The organism is Legionella jamestowniensis, from assembly GCF_001467745.1.
Classification (GTDB): domain Bacteria; phylum Pseudomonadota; class Gammaproteobacteria; order Legionellales; family Legionellaceae; genus Tatlockia; species Tatlockia jamestowniensis.
This window is the reverse complement of record NZ_LNYG01000001.1, coordinates 198004-215684: the sequence shown is the minus strand read 5'-3', so window position 1 is coordinate 215684 and position 17681 is coordinate 198004. Positions and strand designations below refer to the sequence as shown.

Genomic DNA, 17681 nt, shown 5'->3' with positions numbered 1-17681 from the left:
CCAATAAACTGCATAAGAAGCGCAGTATAACTTCCAATGGCTTAACGTTTTAAAAATGACTGTATCCGCGTGGCATAAAAACCTCTGATGTAGCTGCCATTGTTATTCTTAATCCTGGTTGCTCTTCTATCGTTCCAATGAAGTAACATTCCAAGCCCAGTTTATTAAGAGCAGCAATTAATTCCTGCTCTTTCATCGGAGGTACTGTGAAACAGAGTTCATAATCATCACCACCAGTTAGTGAAAACTGAATGGCCTTGTCTTGTTGATATTTTTTTACCAGGGGATGAACAGGAATGCTTTCCCCTATCAGACAAGCCCCCACGCCACTAGAGACGCAAATATGATTCAAATCTGCACTTAATCCATCAGAAATGTCGATAGCAGCAGAAGCGTACTCCTGCAGAATCGCATTTAAATCAACACGAGGCTTAGGGTGTTGTAATTTTTCCATCAAAACTTGTCTATCCTCCTCATTCATATCATGATGATGTAAAAAATAGACAGCAAGTGCGGCTGCTCCTAGCTCACCACTTACATAAATTTTATCGCCAGCTTTTGCACCACTACGACGCACCGCCTTGCCTGCAGGCGCTACGCCATGAATGGTCAACGTCATGCTTAAAGGGCCTCGGGTGGTATCCCCACCGATTAAGGCAATATTAAATTGGTTTAAAACCTCATGCAGTCCCTGTGAAAAACGCTTTAACCAAATGGCATTTGATTCAGGTAATGTTAATCCGAGACTTAGCCAGCATGGGGTGGCTCCCATAGCCGCCATATCACTGACATTGACCATAACGGCTTTGTAAGCAATGTCATAGGCATCCCATGTGTTTAAAAAATGAACTCCTGACACAAGTGTGTCTGTACTAATCAATAGTTCGTGACCTGCTGGAATGGTTACACAGGCAGCATCGTCGCCAATCCCATAAAGTACGTCTTCACGAGGGTGAATGGGAAATTTAAAAAAGGTCTCGATCAAGGAGAATTCATTCATGACTAATTTCAATTTTTCTAGCTTGCTGCGCTAAATTATTTAGTACCCCATTAACATAACGATATCCATCTTGAGAACCAAACTCTCGGGTGAGAGAAATAGCTTCATCCAGAACTACACGATAAGGTATTTCAAGGCAATAAAGAAGTTCAAAGGCACCTAACCGCAATACAGTTAATTCAATAGGGTTTAAACTTTCAATGGGCCTGTCTAAAAAAGGGGTAAAGCTTTCCTCCAATTTTTCCTTTTGCGCAGGAACCCCATGAAGAAGGCGGGAAAAATAACCCCCATCTACTTTTTCCATATTATTATTTACGCGAAATTGGGCTTCAATTTCGTACAACTCTTGACCAGACATATGCCATTGATATAGTGCTTGCAGCGCTAATTTCCTGGCCCGTCTTTTGCCACTAATTTCTTGTTTTTCCACAAATTACCTCATGAATTTCTATCATCTTTCATTTCATCAATCGCTTGCCTGAAATCACTCACGTCTTTAAATCGCTTATAGACAGAAGCAAAACGTACATAAGCGACATGATCAAGGCGATATAATTGCTTCATTACTAGCTCACCTACCTCACGCGAGTCAATTTCTCGCTCACCGCCACGGCGAATTTGTTGCATAATCGTCACAATCGCCTCCTCCAACGCATCAACACTGACAGGCCTTTTTTCAAGGGCGCGTAACATTCCTGCGCGTAAGTTTTGAATATTAAAAGGTTCCCTGCGCCCATCTCGCTTAATAATAGACGGCATTATTAGCTCAGCCGTTTCGAATGTTGTGAAACGCTCATTACAGATAAGACATTGTCGTCTTCTTCGTACCTGGGCTCCTTCTGCGACAAGGCGTGAATCAACGACTTTGGTATCTTCGGCATGACAAAAAGGACAATGCATGTTAACGATACACCGGAAATTCTCGACATAACTGCAACACTTGTGCTCTAACGTTGGAAATGGTTGCTTCGTCATCAATATTATCAAGCACATCAGCTATCCAATTGCTTAACATGCTTACCTCTTTTTCTTTAAAGCCGCGCGTGGTAATTGCAGGAGTCCCTAAACGAAGACCGCTTGTTACGAAAGGAGAACGAGGATCATTAGGAACGGTATTTTTATTGACAGTAATATGTGCCTTCCCAAGCGCTGCATCTGCTTCTTTACCCGTGATATTTTTTGAAATCAGGTTTACCAACATCAGGTGATTTTCTGTGCCACCAGAAACAATAGGATAACCCCGTTCTTTCAGTGTTTCAGCCATCACTTTTGCATTCAATAAAACTTGATGTTGATATTCTTTAAATTCAGGTTGTAAGGCTTCAGCGAAAGCAACCGCTTTTGCAGCGATAACATGCATGAGAGGCCCACCCTGCATACCGGGAAATACGGATGAATTCAATTTTTTTTCGATTTCTTCATTTGCCCTGGCCAGTATTAACCCTCCTCTAGGACCTCGCAGGGTTTTATGTGTTGTTGAGGTCACCACATCCGCATAGGGAATTGGGGAGGGGTATAAACCAACGGCAATTAAGCCAGCCACATGGGCAACGTCAGCCATTAAATAGGCCCCTACTTTATCAGCAATTGCCCTGAATCGTGGCCAGTCAAGAATTTGTGAGTAAGCCGAAAAGCCTGCAATAATCATTTTGGGTCGATGCTCAACAGCCAAAGCTTCTAAGGAATCATAATCAATTAATCCCGTATCTGCATTAACACCGTATTCTACGGCATGATAGAGCTTACCTGAAAAATTAACTTTTGAACCGTGTGTTAAATGACCACCATGAGGCAGGGCCATCCCAAGAATTACATCACCCGGTGAAAGAAGGGCCATCATTACCGCTGCATTCGCTTGTGAGCCAGAATGGGGTTGAACATTAACGTAATCAGCTGCAAACAGTTTTTTAGCCCTTGCTATGGCTAATGATTCGGCGATATCCACATGCTCACAACCACCGTAATAGCGTTTACTAGGGTAGCCTTCTGCGTATTTATTAGTCAAAACTGAACCCTGGGCTTCCAGTACCCGGGGACTTGCATAATTTTCAGAAGCAATAAGCTCAATATGATCTTCCTGACGCTCACGCTCAGCCTCAATGGCTTGCCAAAGCTCCATATCAAAATCTGCAATCGTGTAGCTTTTATCAAACATTTGCAATCCTTATCTTTTAATAATTGAACAATTATAGTACTGCTCACCTGATACTGTCACGCAAACATTTAAGATAATTTCACTCTATATAGTAAACATTCACAAAACAGGAATACTCAATGGAACATGAGTCCGTTTGATAAGCGGCATAAATGACTTACTATCTTTTATGCCCGAGTCTAACTATTTAACAATTAAATCATTACGAACGCGCTTTACACCATCCACTCTACCAGCGATTATGCCAGCACGCTGTTTGATTACAGCACTGTTTACAAAGCCACTTAATTGTACAAGATCTTTATATGTCTTTACCTTGATTGAAAATCCCTTGGCACCTAATTTATCAATTAATTCCGCTTTAACCTTTGCTGTAATTGCAGCACTATCAAGGTATTGTCCGGTACTTTCACGGGTAGGCGTCGCCGTGCATGCAACAATGAAGGTTATCAATAACGAACTAATGAACAGTTTGATTATTTTTAACATGCTATTTCCCTTCAACAAAAAAAGGAAAGATACCACACCCTTTCTTAGGAGTCATGACCGTGGGTATTAATCACTTCTTCCGTTTCATGGCGATGAATTGAATTGTGACCCTGATTTGAGGGATTTTTACTGGCATGACCATGCGTATTGGAATCTGGTTTGTTCTCTGGATGACCGTTTCTTGTTATCACTTCATTGGGGTGGCCATGTGCATTAGGGGCCTTTCGGTAAGAATAAGGTTGATGACGAGGGACATTATTCCTATGTGTATGTTGGTTAGAATGTTTGTAAGCCATTCTCTCACTGTAATGATAATGGGTGTTGGGCGCTCTGTAAGAATAACCATAGGGCACCTCAACGCGCGCTCCAGAGTGGGAATGATAATGGGTACTTGGATGTGAATGATAATTACTATCGTAATAGTCATTTTCAATTGTACATGCACTCAAAGGTAATAAAATTAATAAAGCAAGGAAGCGTTTCATAGTAAACCTCAAGGATACAGATAAAAGAAAGGCACGAATCATCGTGCCTTGGATAAAGGTATTTTAATAATTATTTAGCAGTAATTTCTACTTTGGCTTTGTTGGTCAAATAAGGCACCACGTGTACTGTGCTATTGACATAAGTATACCCTGAGTACACTCGATAACCGCTGAAGGTATCAATGTACAGGTTCATACCTGAATGGCAATAGCCGTAGTAAAACAGGTCAACATAATGGGGGCCTTCGTAGCGGTAAATGTTAAAAGGCGTTAGGCTGGAACCATCATCAAAAACACCGTAAACGCGTACATTGTCATAACTGCTGTTAATAATTTCTATTTCACAGTAGCCTGGTAACTTAGCACTTTTTGCAGCAGATTTAGCATCTGTAGCTTTTGCATTAGGATTATTTGCTTGTGGATGAAAATGGCGATTGTCAGCAAAAGCTGATGTTAGCAAACTCAGACAGCAAACAAAAAGCAGTGACTTAAGTTTCATTATTATAAACCCCTATCATTAGTGGAAGCCAAATGTTAACAAAGGATTTAATTTAGTCAATAGGTTTTTTTTGTGCCCATGAAATAAAGTGCTCAGTCCTCAAATCACACTCACTGCACTTTTTATTAATCTCATGGAAATTTTTTACTCTTTAGTTATTTCCTAAAGTTGACTACAATCAGGCAAAAAAAAGAAAACAGGAATGTTTTATGAAAGCACCGTTAGATATTTTCAACTTATTAAAAGTAGAACCAAACGCTGATTTGCAAACAATAAAAAATGCCTATTTTGCTCGCAGCCTCGAAACTCATTTACAAGAATCAAACCTTCCAGCAATCAGCCCCGAGGCCGAGATACGTCAGATACAGTTAGCTTATGAAACTGTTGATTCCGAGGAAAAGTTAAGTTCCTACCGCACCAGATATTCCTTAAATTGCTTTCTCCGGGAGAAACAAAACTATACAGGCTTTTTTGAGCAAGAAACGACTGGGAAATATTATCTTAGTATCCCTTTTGGCGAGAAAAGGGAAAATTCTAACTATCCAGATATCCTTAGTTTGCCTAAGCTTGCAAACGGAGAACTTCCAAGGGTTGAGCTTGAACATCTTGTTAGCGTATTAAACAATATCTGTTCCAAAACGACTATTCCTGCTGCCTTAACTCAAGAAAAAATGGTTGAAATTAATAATCAACATAAATTTCATTGTCCCCAGCTTTTGGTGTGCGTAAAAATTCCCAAACACCTGGTATCAAGCCGTGAACTATCTGAAAGTGCCCTTTATGATCGTATAGAGCAAATTTCTTTTAACGCCTCTTCTCATCGTTGTTTATGGACCCTTATTGGTTGCAGTTTTTCGCCATCAGATATCCTTGGTATTACTCCGATGGCACTCAAAGATTATAAAAACTCTACCCGATTTAATGTTTGCGATATTAGCTCCTTATGGCCATTTGACTACCATTACGAAGCTCACGACATTCAAAGCGCATTATTACCTTAATTTTGATACATTAGACGTATGAAAAAACAACAGAAAATTAATTGCCCCATCTGTGGCAAACCAAACACCTGGACGCCTGAAAACACGTTTAAACCTTTTTGTTCTGAGCGTTGTAAATTGATTGATTTAGGTGAGTGGGCTAGCGAAACCCGGAAAATTCCTGGTGAGGATGTTTATCCGAGTCATCCTACAAATGAGGATGACAGCGAAAACTCTTGAGGCTGCATAAACTGTGTAGCCTGGTTGTCGCATTTGCGACAACCAGGCTTAGCTGTAAAACTGCACGTATATTAAGTGAGTTTTGTTTTTGAGTTAAAGACCTTACTCTCTTCTTGTGCAGGTGTTTTATCGGACATAGAGGGCTGTCCAGAGAAAAAAGAAGAAATATCAGCTTTTGCTTTTTTCCGTTTTTGCCTTATACATCCATGATTACCACGATCCTCTGGCTGTTCTAGAGTTCGCTTACGCGAAGGGGCAGCCACTTCTTTCTTCTCTTGTCTAGAGTCGTTGTCTGATTGCTGTGAGGAGAAAAAGCTAGCAATGTTCACTCTAGTTTTAACTCTTTTACCTCTTTCAAATTGACAACCAACCTCGTTTTCTTTCATGACGAAAAGAGTGCGCTTACGAGATGGCGTACTAGCAACCTTCTCTTTCTCTGAATTTTCGTCAGACACCTGGGGTTGCTCGGAAGCAAACACAGGTATAACACTCATTCTGGATTTTACCGATTTACGTTGTATGTACTTAATATTAGGGTTCTCGTCTTCTGTAGGGACTTTCAGAATTTGCTCGCGATATTTTGCACACCGATAATCAATTTTATGTTCTTGTTGATGAGATTTATCATTAGCGTTGGCATTCTCTTCTGCTTCCAGATAGGCTACTTTTGCAGATTCAATTGCTTTAAACACTGTATGTAGCTCTGACAATTTCTGTATAAACTGTTTATTTTTAAATAGAGGTGCAAATGCCGCTTTGTCTTCCTTATACTGTCTTTTTTGACTTTCGATATCTTCACCAGTGAATTGAGCACGCTTCTGACTGTTTAGTACTCTCTCAATAAATTGTATCTTTTGTTCGACTGGTAAGAATTCCTCAAATTTTTTCATATGCGCAATGAGAGCATTTCTTTTATCCCTTTCAAGGGGTATATTTTTATAGAACTCAGTTCTTTGAAATTTTGCACTTTCCTGATCCACCATTGTATTTGAGATAATGTTCAATCGATTTAAAACAGTATGCACAGCCACCCGAAAAGGATTACCAGCAGGATCACTATACTCCTCAAATGATTTAATGAGTTTTTTAGCAAGTTTTAATTCCCGTGAGTACGTATTAAATTCTTTTAATACACCTCTTTCAAATCTTTGTAGCGCCACTAACAATTGATCCTTGTCGTCTCTTACTGAAATCTCTGCTTTTATAAATGCTTGTAGTTTTTCTTTAAGCTCTTGGGGGGGTGTATCTTTTTTTACTTCAAGGAAGCGTCGTAACCAAGTGTCAGAAAGGGCAAACAAGTGTAGTGAAGATTTGAGTACTTGCATAATCAGTTTAATATCTTCTGCCTTGATGAAATCAGGTAAATTATCTAGCTCCATTCCTACTGCTTGTGCTTTTCGTTGCATTAAGCTAAACCCAGAAACTACCTTTTCACCAAATTCTATCACTAAATTATCGATTTGCTTTGAGAGCTCACCCAATCCCAGTTTTTTCCGGTCTTCTTTTGAGTATCTAGCAAATAACTTGTCCAAAAAAGCCAGTCTGTGCTCTTCCTGTGTAGTTAATTTCTCTTCTTTATCCACTTTTTGCCGTAAAGCCTGATACTCGCTCCCCACTTCTTCTTTTTTTTGTGGGTTTTTATCTAGTTCACTGATAAGTAACAACACACTCAGTTCTTTTATCTGTTCAAATAAACGCGAATAGTCTTTTTTCAATTGGCCTAAATTATTGAAAATCTCAATCTGGACTTGATTCATTTCAGCGGGGGATACTGGAACAACTGTTGGCATTATAAAATCTCACATACTGCAAAGTTAGAAAAACTTAAATTTTTACCTTATGTAAGGAATGTAGCATTTTTTTATTAAGCGAAAATTATTCAATATCTATTTTTCGTAAAATTGTATTGCATTATTGTTAAGATTTTCAAAATTATTCGCAACGTGAGAATGGAATTTAGCCCTGTTATGAATTTTTTAAAAGTCTAAATTGGGTAAATTTACCTATGTTTCACTTCATCCAACAAAGATAAAGTAACAGTAATTTTAAAAGGCCGTAAAAAAGGACATCCTGAGGGATCAACATGTTCTATTGCGTAAATGTAGAAGGTAACTTTTCAAAAGCTGTTGCTGCAATTCCCATTGCATGCACCTCACTTGAAATAAGCTTCTATGATTTTAATCTAGTATCTAATGCGCTTATAAAAAAAGCCCTTCAGTCTATTTCACAAAACGTCGATTCACTAATCTTAACCCATAATAAATTAAGTGGAAAAACTGGCGAAGAACTGGCACAGATCTTTAATGCGATTCCCTTCCACGTTAAGACACTGAAACTAAACGCAAACAATTTGGGTATCAAATCAGCGGCAGAATTGATACTTGCATTTAAATCACTTCCAAAGAACATCACAGCTTTGTACTTAGACGAAAATCACCTTAGTGATATCCAGGGGAACAAATTTGTCGACGTTATAAAAAGTATTCCAAAAACAGTTAGATTCTTAAGTTTAAAAGGCAATGCGCTTTATGAACGACCAGAAAAAGAATTAGTAGAGGCTTTTACGGCGCTTTCTGTAGACTCACTTGATTTAAGCGCTAATTTTTCCAATGCACCTGAAAAATTGACTCAAGCGTTAAGAGCACTGTCTAAAACTGTTTCCTCGTTGCAACTTAGAGAAAATAATTTTGGCAAAACTAACCTTACCAAACTGCTACCACTCTTTGAAGCGATTCCAAACCACGTCATTGCGTTGGATTTCAGTAGCAATGTTCTCCATTTACTACCAGCTATCTCTTTGCAACTAATCGTTAACGCCCTCTCCGACAATATACGAACACTTAATTTAAGCAAAAATGGTTTATTAAAAGATAGCTCAATAAAGCAAATGGAATTTTTTCAATCTCTTCCGGCTGATTTAATGTTATTGAATTTAAGTTCGAATGAACTTAAGAGCGATTCAGGTGTTGTTTTAGCCAACAGTTTGGGGTTAATCCATCCCAATGTAGCTATCCTGGATTTAAGTGACAATAAATTTTATGATTTAACGCACGATGTTGTAGTCAAAATTTTTCAAGCTGTACCAAGCACGGTAACTTGCCTCAATTTAAGTGCCATTCAAATTTATCGTATGCCTGTTGAAGCTTTTAAAAAACTACCCCAAAATATCACCTTACTGATTCTAAATAACAATTCTGCCCTTGAATTGGAAACAGGACTAACCAAGCTCTTCACAACTCTACCAGAACACGAGATGTCCCTGGATTTAAGCAATAATAATTTGAATACCTTAATGGCTACCACCCTGACTGCTTTATTACGGCTGATTCCCCGAAACATAACTTCACTGCGCTTACGTGGAAATAATCTTGGGCAATTTACCCAGAAGGAGCTAATTCAAATCTTTGCTGCCATTCCACTCACCGTAAAAACAATTGATTTAAGCTATAATGATTTATTTATGGGCAAAACTGGCACACAAAAGGATGCTATCCTTAAAGCGTTGGGTAGTGAAAGGACGCGATTTAACCTAACTGGAAATGGCGAGTCTGATTTGGCGAGAGCACTCGTTACTATGCCTGCAATACAAAAGCATTATAAATTGCCCAATGATATAGCAGGTCATATTCTTTCTTTTCTGAAGGCGGACAGTTGTCATCAAAACACTCTAGGCTTTTTTCCTTTTCAATTACAAAAAACGGAGGAGAAGATTAAATCATTCAAAAAAATCAAATGTACCCTTTAAATTGCGTACCAGAGAATAAATCCCCTCTTTCTTTAACCTTAGATTTCAAAAGATCTTCCCGGCTATTTTTAAAATCATAATGAGTCTTATTTGACGTAAAAGGCTTCTATTTGTTAGCCTTTGTTGGCATTTAATGACGTTAACAACGGTACTTGTAACAAATTAGTCCGTACAAACTGGTGAAACTTCATTAAAAAGCTCATGTGGAAGAAAGAAGTATAAGTAGAGGAGTAATTTATGAATAATAAAAAAATAAATTTATTAACTTTCCTGATGATTTATTGCTTATCAGGAATCGCTTATTCTGAAAGTTGCTCATTTACCCTTCTTTCAAATGACGAAATTTCTCTTCATGGGAATTTGGAATCACCCAAAAAGTTAGTCTGTAAAATAGAATCTAACACTCAAGAACAAGATAATGTTCTTAATTTTATTTCAGTTAAAAATAACAGCATTGTTAATGACATCCTCGTTAAGGAGGGCACTATTTTGGTCATACCCTTTATGAGTGCCAATGATAGATTTTCATTTGAATTAGCCCCTCAGGCTGTTTTAGAAATAGTGAATCATAATGAACAAGCTGTGCAATTTGATTGCGACTAACCTCTATACAATCACATTTATCAACTTGTGCGGGTATTCACCCGCAATCCACTCCAATAAAAAATTTATGATTAAAGTATTTATGATATAGTAAATGCCGCTTAATTGATCGCGCATCTGTTTGAGGATTTAAAATGAAAAAACGCATGACTATCATGATAATTGCTCTTGTGGTTGTATTCGGGGGAATTATTGCGTTTAACCTCTTTAAGAGCTTTATGATTAAGCGATTTTTTGCGAGCTATGAACCTCCTGCCGTCAGTGTCTCATCGGTTACAGCTATCAAAAAAAAGTGGGAACCCACCATTGCTGCGGTTGGTAACTTTGTAGCCATAAACGGCGTTGATGTAAACTCACAAGCGTCAGGGAATGTTATAAAAATCCATTTTGAGTCCGGCCAATATCTCGAAAAAGATCAACCGCTTATAGACATTGACGATAGCGTGGATCAAGCAACCCTAAAATTTAATAAAGCGGATCTGGCATTAAAAGAATTAAGTTACAGGCGTCAAGCTGATTTATTTAAACGTGGAGCCACGCCAAGCTCGAATGTTGATGAGGCGCTTGCAAGCTTACAGCAGGCACAAGCCAATGTCGAAAAAACAGAAGCGGAAATAAAGCAAAAACATATTACCGCACCTTTCTCAGGCCAACTTGGGATTCGCCAGGTTAACCTGGGTCAATACGTAACCCCAGGGCAAACATCCATTGTTACCTTACAATCCATGGATCCACTGTTTCTCCAGTTTTACCTGCCCGAGCAAATGTTAAAGCGCCTACACCTTGAGCAACGGATTCAATTTAACGTTGAGGGATTTCCTAATCGTATATTTGAAGGAAAAATAACCGCTATCAATGCCAAAGTGGACACGAATACGCATAACGTTCTGGTACAAGCAACGGTCCCTAATTGTTCAGCAGTTAATCCGCAGTTGAAAAATAGCAATGCTCAAAAAAATCAAAAAGACAATCAACCCGTTGTTGTTCAATGTGATAGTAATACAAATGCGAAAAATCATACTACCCAGTTTGCGTTTATTCCTGGAATGTTCGCCTCAATTTCTGTTGAACAACCACCCATTCCTGATACGGTGGTTTTACCTTCCACAGCAATTTCCTACAGCCTGTATGGCAATTCCGTCTTTATTATAGAGAAAGATAAAACTGGTAAAAAGGATAGTGAAGGCAAGGATATTCTGCGTGTAAGACGCGTCTTTGTTAGCACTGGTGAGCAGGAAGGTAATTTTACAGTTATTAAAAAAGGAATTAAACCTGGGCAACAAGTGGTGAGTTCTGGTGAGTTGAAACTGCAAAATGGAACGCGTGTGGTCATTAATAATAGCGTGAAATTGCAAGATATCACGGATCCAGATCAATTAGGTCAATAAACATCGTAAGGCTTGTTTAAACCAATGGCAATGTGTCATTGGTTTATCTTAAAGCAACTACATTCTTACGCAGGTATTGAGAATTAAGTTTTATCAGGATAATCATGAAATTCACAGATATTTTTATCAAACGCCCTGTTCTGGCTTCTGTTATAAGCCTTTTGATTTTTTTATTTGGCTTAAATTCAATTTTGACGATGCAAATACGTCAGTATCCACGGATGGATAACACGGTGATTACCATAACAACAGCCTATCCTGGAGCTGATGCCAACCTAATCGCAGGTTTTATAACCACCCCTCTTGAAGCAGCCGTGGCCAGTGCTGAAGGGATTGATTACATGACCTCTTCAAGTACGCAGGGTGTTAGTACTATCACCTTAACAATCAAGCTTAACTTTGACCCCCAGGTTGCCTTTACTGATGTCATGAGTAAAGTGCAGCAAACCTTAAATCAGTTGCCACCCGAATCCCAACAACCTGTTATTGTCAAAAGCTCTGATACTTCAACGCCGTTAATGTATATCAGCCTCGATAGTACTGATATGACACCACAACAAATCACGGATTATGCAACGCGCGTCGTCCAACCACAGCTTGAAACTGTCGACGGTGTGGCAAAAGCGGAAATTCTTGGGGGAGCCACTTATTCCATGAGGATTTTTCTTGATCCTGTCAAAATGGCAGCCTTGAATGTCTCTCCAGCCGATGTTTCCAATGTTCTTGCGCGCAATAATTTTTTAACAGCAGCAGGCAGTACAAAAGGTGAATACGTTGCCATTAATATGACAGCAAAAACTGACCTTAATAATGCTGAGGAATTTGGCCAATTGATTGTCCGTTCGAATAATAATTCTATTATTCGACTACGAGATATTGCCCAGGTCGAATTAGGTTCCCAAGATTATAATACGTCTGTTCGATTCGATGGCAAAAAAGCTGTTTTCATTGCCATTACGCCAACCCCTACGGCAAACCCTCTTACGGTCATCACGAATGTGCGTAAAATTATGCCTTCTATCCAGCACGAATTTCCTCCATCATTGAAGGGAACCATCGTTTACGATGCAACGGATTTTATTCGCGCGTCCATTGAAGAAGTAGTACACACTATTCTTGAAGCAGCGTTAATTGTTATCGTAGTCATTTTTCTATTCTTAGGATCTGTGCGTTCCGTTATTATACCTGTCGTTACCATACCGTTATCCCTTATCGGTGTCTGCACGTTCATGTTGTTTCTTGGCTATTCGGTCAACCTACTGACATTGCTTGCTTTTGTATTGGCAATTGGACTTGTCGTTGACGATGCCATTGTCGTGGTCGAAAATGTGCACCGTCATATCGAAGAGGGGCGAACACCACTACAAGCATCCCTTATTGGTGCACGTGAAATTGCAACACCGGTTATTGCCATGACCATTACGTTGGCTGCCGTTTATGCACCCATTGGTTTTATGGGGGGCTTAACAGGTGCTTTATTTAAGGAATTTGCATTTACTTTAGCGAGTGCCGTGATCATTTCTGGAATCATCGCTCTTACCTTAACACCTATGATGTGTTCCAAAATTCTTTCTGCCGATATTAGCAGTGGGCGCTTCGTTCATTTTCTCGATGATAAGTTTAACCGATTGAAAGTCCGCTATCAGCGCATGCTCCATAGTTTATTGGATACAAGAGCCATCATATTGCTATTCGCCGCAACCGTTTTATTAATGCTCCCTTATCTTTATACCCATACACCCGATGAAACAGCACCTGAAGAAGACCAAGGTTTTTTCTTTGTCGTGGGTACCGCCCCGCAGTATGCAACCATTAATTACATCGAAGCGTTTACCAAGCCTTTCGATGAAATCTATAAAAGTTTTCCAGAGGCTGAGCATTATTTTACCGTTAACATGAGTGCACCCATTTCCGGGATGGTTTTAAAAGCCTGGGATAAGCGCGATAAAACGCAATTTCAACTAAAAGAGCCCCTGCAGCAAAAATTGGATGAAGTGGCGGGATTAAAGTCATTTGCCGTGATTCCCCCACCTTTGCCGGGAGGTGGTAGTGGAACACCTATACAATTTGTTATTAAAACGACGAATGATTTCCAAACGTTATTTGACGTTTCTAATAAATTAATGGATAAAGCACAAAAAAGCGGTCTTTTTATTTATCTGGATAACAGTTTGAAATTCAATCAGCCGGAAGTAGAATTTCAAATTAACCGTTCAAAAGCGTCCGATTTAGGGTTGGACATGCAAGCCATTGGTAGCAGTTTAACCAGCGCATTATCGGGCAATTATGTTAATTATTTCAATCTACAAGGTCGAAGTTATCAAGTTATACCTCAACTGGATAGAAAATATCGTCTTAATCCCCAGCAGTTAGGTGAGATTTATGTCCGTACTGCCAATGACACGATGGTACCTTTATCAACCGTCGTTACAGGGAAGGAAATAGTACAACCTAACGCCGTTACGCATTTCCAGCAGCTTAATTCAGCCACAATCCAAGGGGTAATGATGCCTGGACAAACGTTAGGCCAAGGGTTGGCCTTCCTTGCTGAAGCGGCCAAAGAAGTCTTACCTAAGGGATTTACCTATGATTACGGAGGTCAATCAAGGCAATTTATTCAGGAAGGAAGCGCGCTAATCCTTGCTTTTTTTATGGCGATTATTGTTATTTTCCTGGTACTGTCAGCGCAATATGAAAGTTTCAGGGATCCTTTAATTATTCTTATCAGCGTGCCTATGTCCATTTGTGGAGCCCTTATCCCACTTAACTTAGGTGCGGCAAGCATTAATATTTATACACAGGTAGGTTTAATTACGTTAATTGGCTTAATCAGTAAGCATGGAATTTTGATTGTAGATTTTGCCAATCAATTACAACGCGAAAAAGGCCTTGATCGCAGGGCTGCCGTTGAGGAAGCGGCCGGCATTCGCTTACGTCCTATTTTAATGACTACTGCGGCTATGGTATTTGGAGTTATCCCTTTGTTGATTGCCACAGGTGCAGGTGCTGTGAGTCGATTTGATATCGGGCTTGTCATTGCCATGGGATTATTGGTGGGCACTGGATTTACACTTTTTGTTGTACCTACAATGTATACATACCTTGCTGCTGATCATCGCCATGATTTGGCTAAAGAAAAACAAGCCAGTTTAAATGAAGAGTTAATAAATGACCCATCAAAATCTCTATGATTCTGGTAATTGTGCTGGCTCAAGCCCTGAGAACATAGGTTTGAGTCTCTTCTTAATTAACGATGATTTATGCTTGTGGTATATGTTAATATTCGCAACTTTGATTTGTACGGGTTAAACGATGGATAAGACTTACGCTCCTCATGCGATTGAACAAGCTTGTTATGAAAAATGGGAAAATCATCATTATTTTGCACCGCGTGGTGATGGTAAGAGCTACTGCATCATGCTGCCTCCTCCTAATGTAACTGGCAGCTTACACATGGGGCATGGCTTTCAGCATACCTTAATGGATGCATTAATACGTTACCATCGAATGCAAGGCTATAAAACACTGTGGCAGCCTGGTACTGACCATGCGGGTATATCCACCCAATTAGTGGTTGAACGGCAACTAGAAGCAGAAGGTCTTTCGCGCAAAGACATGTCGCGCGAGCAATTTCTAGATCGCGTTTGGCAGTGGAAAGAAGAATCCGGTAGCCAAATTACCCGACAAATGCGCCGCATTGGTTCTTCTGCTGACTGGTCCCGCGAACGCTTTACAATGGACGAAGGTTTATCTGCGGCAGTGCAGAAAGTGTTCGTGCAATTGTATGATGAAGGATTAATTTATCGGGGTACACGTCTGGTAAACTGGGATCCTAAATTGGGTACAGCAGTTTCGGATCTTGAAGTACTTTCTGAAGAAGAAGATGGCTTTTTATGGCATATTCGTTACCCTATCGTTGACTCACAGGAATCACTTGTTATTGCAACCACACGCCCTGAAACCATGCTTGGGGATACAGCGGTGGCTGTCCATCCTGATGACGAACGTTATAAGCATCTTATTGGTAAGCAAATTCAACTTCCTCTTAGCGAAAGAATTATTCCCATTATCGCTGATGATTATGTTGAGCAAGATTTTGGCAGTGGCTGCGTAAAAATTACTCCAGCGCATGATTTTAATGATCATGAAATTGGAAAACGCCATGATTTGCCGTTAATAAATATTTTAACCAAGAAAGGTACTATTAATAAGAACGCACCTCTTAACTACCAAGGGATGGATCGTTTTGTAGCGCGGGAACAAATTGTTCAGGATCTGGATAAAGAAGGGTTATTGGTGAAGACCGAACCCCATAAATTAAAAGTTCCACGCGGAGAAAAATCCGGGGTAATCATTGAGCCCCTTTTAACGGATCAATGGTATGTGAAAATCAAACCTTTAGCCGAACCTGCTGTTGAAGCGGTTAAAAAAGGAGAGATTCGTTTTGTTCCGGAAAATTGGACTAAAACCTATTTTCAATGGATGGAAAATATTGAAGACTGGTGTATTAGCCGACAATTGTGGTGGGGACATCGCATTCCTGCATGGTATGACAGTCACGGCCACGTTTATGTCGGCTATAGTGAAAACGACGTACGTTTTAAATATAAACTCGATGATTCGATTCCCTTAAAACAGGATGAAGATGTTTTAGACACCTGGTTTTCCTCTGCCCTTTGGCCCTTCTCTACCTTGGGCTGGCCAGAGCGTACCCCTGAATTCGAACAATTTTACCCAACGTCAGTGTTAGTAACTGGCTTTGACATCATCTTCTTCTGGGTTGCCCGAATGATCATGATGGGTCTTAAGTTTACCGGGAAAGTACCTTTCAAAGAGGTCATTATTACCGGCCTTATTCGCGATAGCGAAGGCCATAAAATGTCGAAATCCAAGGGTAATGTACTGGATCCAATCGATATGATCGATGGCATTGATCTTGAAAGTTTGGTTGAAAAAAGAACCTCCAATCTCATGCTAACCTCGGTTCGCAACAAAATTGCTAAAACAACACGTAAAGAATTTCCCGAGGGGATTACTGCCTTTGGTACTGATGCTTTACGGTTTACATTCTGTTCCCTGGCATCCACAGGGCGCAATGTACGCTTTGATATGGGACGTGTTGAAGGGTATCGTAATTTCTGTAATAAATTATGGAATGCTTCTCGCTACGTTTTGCTCAATACGGATGAAGAACAAATCGATTTCGGTGACGGCGCTTTTCAATACAGCCCGGCTGATGAGTGGATTTTATCCCGTTTACAACACACCATAGCACAATGTCATCATTATTTTGAAACCTATCGTTTTGATTTACTGGCCAATACACTCTATGAATTTGTTTGGCATGAATACTGCGATTGGTATCTCGAATTATCAAAGTCGGTACTCTATGATCAGCAAGCCTTAGGTGCTATGAAACGAGGTACGCGTCGTACCTTAATTCATGTGCTTGATCAGATTTTAAAATTATTACACCCCATTATGCCCTTTATTACGGAAGAAATTTGGCAACGAACCAGTAAGTTAACCAGTATTAATGGGGAAACCATCATGTTAAGCCCTTTTCCAAAGGTTAATGAAGATTTTATTAACCCTATGGTAGAGGAAGAAATCGATTGGCTAAAAACAGTCATCCAGTCGATACGTACTATTCGCAGTGAAATGACTATTTCCCCAGCAAAACTTATTCCCTTGTATCTAAAAAATGTAACACCTGCTATCAAAGAACGTGTGGACAAATATCAAACCACCCTACTGTCTCTAAGCAAACTCACTCACATTCATTGTATGGACGATGATGAAAAAACCCCTGTTTCTGCCTCAGCCGTGGTGGGGGAATTGGAGTTATTAATTCCTATGGCGGGATTAATTGATAAAAATGCTGAGCTGGCACGTCTTCATAAAGAGCTTGCTAAATTAGACAAAGATATTTCGCTGGCTGAAAGTAAACTGGGAAACCCCAAATTTACCAACAATGCTCCTGCAGATATTATTGCCAAAGAACAAGAAAAACTTGCCCAGGCCTTGCTTACCAAGGATAAGTTGCTGCATCATAAGAAAACAGTTGAGTCTCTTTAAAAGTAAATGAAAACCTTGA

15 protein-coding genes are annotated in these 17681 nt (G+C 39.7%); 7 read left to right on the top strand and 8 right to left on the bottom strand.

Annotated features, from left to right (window positions below):
• Positions 1-49: 49 nt before the first annotated feature.
• The 7 genes from thiL to Ljam_RS00860 form a co-directional block, all read right to left on the bottom strand.
• Positions 50-1000: a thiamine-phosphate kinase gene (gene thiL, locus Ljam_RS00890; protein ID WP_058448257.1), complete on the bottom strand. Its 951-nt coding sequence runs from the start codon at positions 998-1000 to the stop codon at positions 50-52.
• Positions 993-1430: a transcription antitermination factor NusB gene (gene nusB / locus Ljam_RS00885; protein WP_058448256.1), complete on the bottom strand. Its 438-nt coding sequence runs from the start codon at positions 1428-1430 to the stop codon at positions 993-995. Before nusB ends, thiL begins: the two co-directional genes overlap by 8 nt.
• 8 nt (positions 1431-1438) lie before the next feature.
• A complete protein-coding gene (gene nrdR, locus Ljam_RS00880) occupies positions 1439-1900 on the bottom strand; it encodes a transcriptional regulator NrdR (protein ID WP_058448255.1) in 462 nt (153 codons plus the stop codon).
• A 1-nt stretch (position 1901) separates the two neighbouring features.
• Entirely contained in the window at positions 1902-3155 is a 1254-nt protein-coding gene (gene glyA, locus Ljam_RS00875) for a serine hydroxymethyltransferase (protein WP_058448254.1), read from the bottom strand.
• 183 nt (positions 3156-3338) lie between these two features.
• Positions 3339-3644, bottom strand: a complete 306-nt coding sequence (locus Ljam_RS00870) for a BON domain-containing protein (RefSeq protein WP_058448253.1) — start codon at positions 3642-3644, stop codon at positions 3339-3341.
• Between the two features lie 44 nt (positions 3645-3688).
• The gene (locus Ljam_RS00865; protein ID WP_058448252.1) at positions 3689-4129 is read right to left on the bottom strand and encodes a hypothetical protein; all 441 of its coding nucleotides are present in this window, start codon (positions 4127-4129) and stop codon (positions 3689-3691) included.
• Positions 4130-4199: 70 nt separating this feature from the next.
• Positions 4200-4628, bottom strand: coding sequence for a hypothetical protein (locus Ljam_RS00860; RefSeq protein ID WP_058448251.1), 429 nt, complete (start codon positions 4626-4628; stop codon positions 4200-4202).
• Between the two features lie 209 nt (positions 4629-4837).
• Here Ljam_RS00860 and Ljam_RS00855 point away from each other — a divergent pair, with 209 nt between their 5' ends.
• On the top strand, positions 4838-5629 hold the full coding sequence (locus Ljam_RS00855) for a J domain-containing protein (protein WP_058448250.1): 792 nt from the start codon (positions 4838-4840) through the stop codon (positions 5627-5629).
• An 18-nt stretch (positions 5630-5647) separates the two neighbouring features.
• Positions 5648-5848, top strand: a complete 201-nt coding sequence (locus Ljam_RS00850; RefSeq protein ID WP_058448249.1) for a DNA gyrase inhibitor YacG — start codon at positions 5648-5650, stop codon at positions 5846-5848.
• 71 nt (positions 5849-5919) lie between these two features.
• Here Ljam_RS00850 and Ljam_RS00845 read toward each other — a convergent pair whose 3' ends face one another.
• Positions 5920-7638: a hypothetical protein gene (locus tag Ljam_RS00845; RefSeq protein ID WP_058448248.1), complete on the bottom strand. Its 1719-nt coding sequence runs from the start codon at positions 7636-7638 to the stop codon at positions 5920-5922.
• A gap of 293 nt (positions 7639-7931) precedes the next feature.
• Between Ljam_RS00845 and Ljam_RS00840 the strand changes: the two genes are divergently transcribed.
• The 5 genes from Ljam_RS00840 (at position 7932) to Ljam_RS00820 (ending at position 17662) form a co-directional block, all read left to right on the top strand.
• The gene (locus Ljam_RS00840) at positions 7932-9593 is read left to right on the top strand and encodes a leucine-rich repeat domain-containing protein (protein WP_058448247.1); all 1662 of its coding nucleotides are present in this window, start codon (positions 7932-7934) and stop codon (positions 9591-9593) included.
• Between the two features lie 237 nt (positions 9594-9830).
• Positions 9831-10196 carry a hypothetical protein gene (locus Ljam_RS00835; protein ID WP_058448246.1) on the top strand — a complete coding sequence of 122 codons (366 nt, stop codon included), beginning with the start codon at positions 9831-9833 and terminating at the stop codon, positions 10194-10196.
• Positions 10197-10330: 134 nt separating this feature from the next.
• Entirely contained in the window at positions 10331-11584 is a 1254-nt protein-coding gene (locus Ljam_RS00830) for an efflux RND transporter periplasmic adaptor subunit (RefSeq protein ID WP_058448245.1), read from the top strand.
• A gap of 104 nt (positions 11585-11688) precedes the next feature.
• Positions 11689-14775 carry an efflux RND transporter permease subunit gene (locus Ljam_RS00825; protein WP_058448244.1) on the top strand — a complete coding sequence of 1029 codons (3087 nt, stop codon included), beginning with the start codon at positions 11689-11691 and terminating at the stop codon, positions 14773-14775.
• A gap of 121 nt (positions 14776-14896) precedes the next feature.
• The gene (locus Ljam_RS00820; protein WP_058448243.1) at positions 14897-17662 is read left to right on the top strand and encodes a valine--tRNA ligase; all 2766 of its coding nucleotides are present in this window, start codon (positions 14897-14899) and stop codon (positions 17660-17662) included.
• Positions 17663-17681 lie beyond the last annotated feature (19 nt).

What these genes read in the sequence shown, in the direction of transcription:
- thiL (WP_058448257.1), bottom strand. Translation starts at nt 1,000, where the DNA reads ATGAATGAATTCTCCTTGATCGAGACCTTTTTTAAATTTCCCATTCAC.
- nrdR (WP_058448255.1), bottom strand. Translation starts at nt 1,900, where the DNA reads ATGCATTGTCCTTTTTGTCATGCCGAAGATACCAAAGTCGTTGATTCA.
- glyA (WP_058448254.1), bottom strand. Translation starts at nt 3,155, where the DNA reads ATGTTTGATAAAAGCTACACGATTGCAGATTTTGATATGGAGCTTTGG.
- Ljam_RS00870 (WP_058448253.1), bottom strand. Translation starts at nt 3,644, where the DNA reads ATGTTAAAAATAATCAAACTGTTCATTAGTTCGTTATTGATAACCTTC.
- Ljam_RS00865 (WP_058448252.1), bottom strand. Translation starts at nt 4,129, where the DNA reads ATGAAACGCTTCCTTGCTTTATTAATTTTATTACCTTTGAGTGCATGT.
- Ljam_RS00860 (WP_058448251.1), bottom strand. Translation starts at nt 4,628, where the DNA reads ATGAAACTTAAGTCACTGCTTTTTGTTTGCTGTCTGAGTTTGCTAACA.
- Ljam_RS00855 (WP_058448250.1), top strand. Translation starts at nt 4,838, where the DNA reads ATGAAAGCACCGTTAGATATTTTCAACTTATTAAAAGTAGAACCAAAC.
- Ljam_RS00850 (WP_058448249.1), top strand. Translation starts at nt 5,648, where the DNA reads ATGAAAAAACAACAGAAAATTAATTGCCCCATCTGTGGCAAACCAAAC.
- Ljam_RS00845 (WP_058448248.1), bottom strand. Translation starts at nt 7,638, where the DNA reads ATGCCAACAGTTGTTCCAGTATCCCCCGCTGAAATGAATCAAGTCCAG.
- Ljam_RS00840 (WP_058448247.1), top strand. Translation starts at nt 7,932, where the DNA reads ATGTTCTATTGCGTAAATGTAGAAGGTAACTTTTCAAAAGCTGTTGCT.
- Ljam_RS00835 (WP_058448246.1), top strand. Translation starts at nt 9,831, where the DNA reads ATGAATAATAAAAAAATAAATTTATTAACTTTCCTGATGATTTATTGC.
- Ljam_RS00830 (WP_058448245.1), top strand. Translation starts at nt 10,331, where the DNA reads ATGAAAAAACGCATGACTATCATGATAATTGCTCTTGTGGTTGTATTC.
- Ljam_RS00825 (WP_058448244.1), top strand. Translation starts at nt 11,689, where the DNA reads ATGAAATTCACAGATATTTTTATCAAACGCCCTGTTCTGGCTTCTGTT.
- Ljam_RS00820 (WP_058448243.1), top strand. Translation starts at nt 14,897, where the DNA reads ATGGATAAGACTTACGCTCCTCATGCGATTGAACAAGCTTGTTATGAA.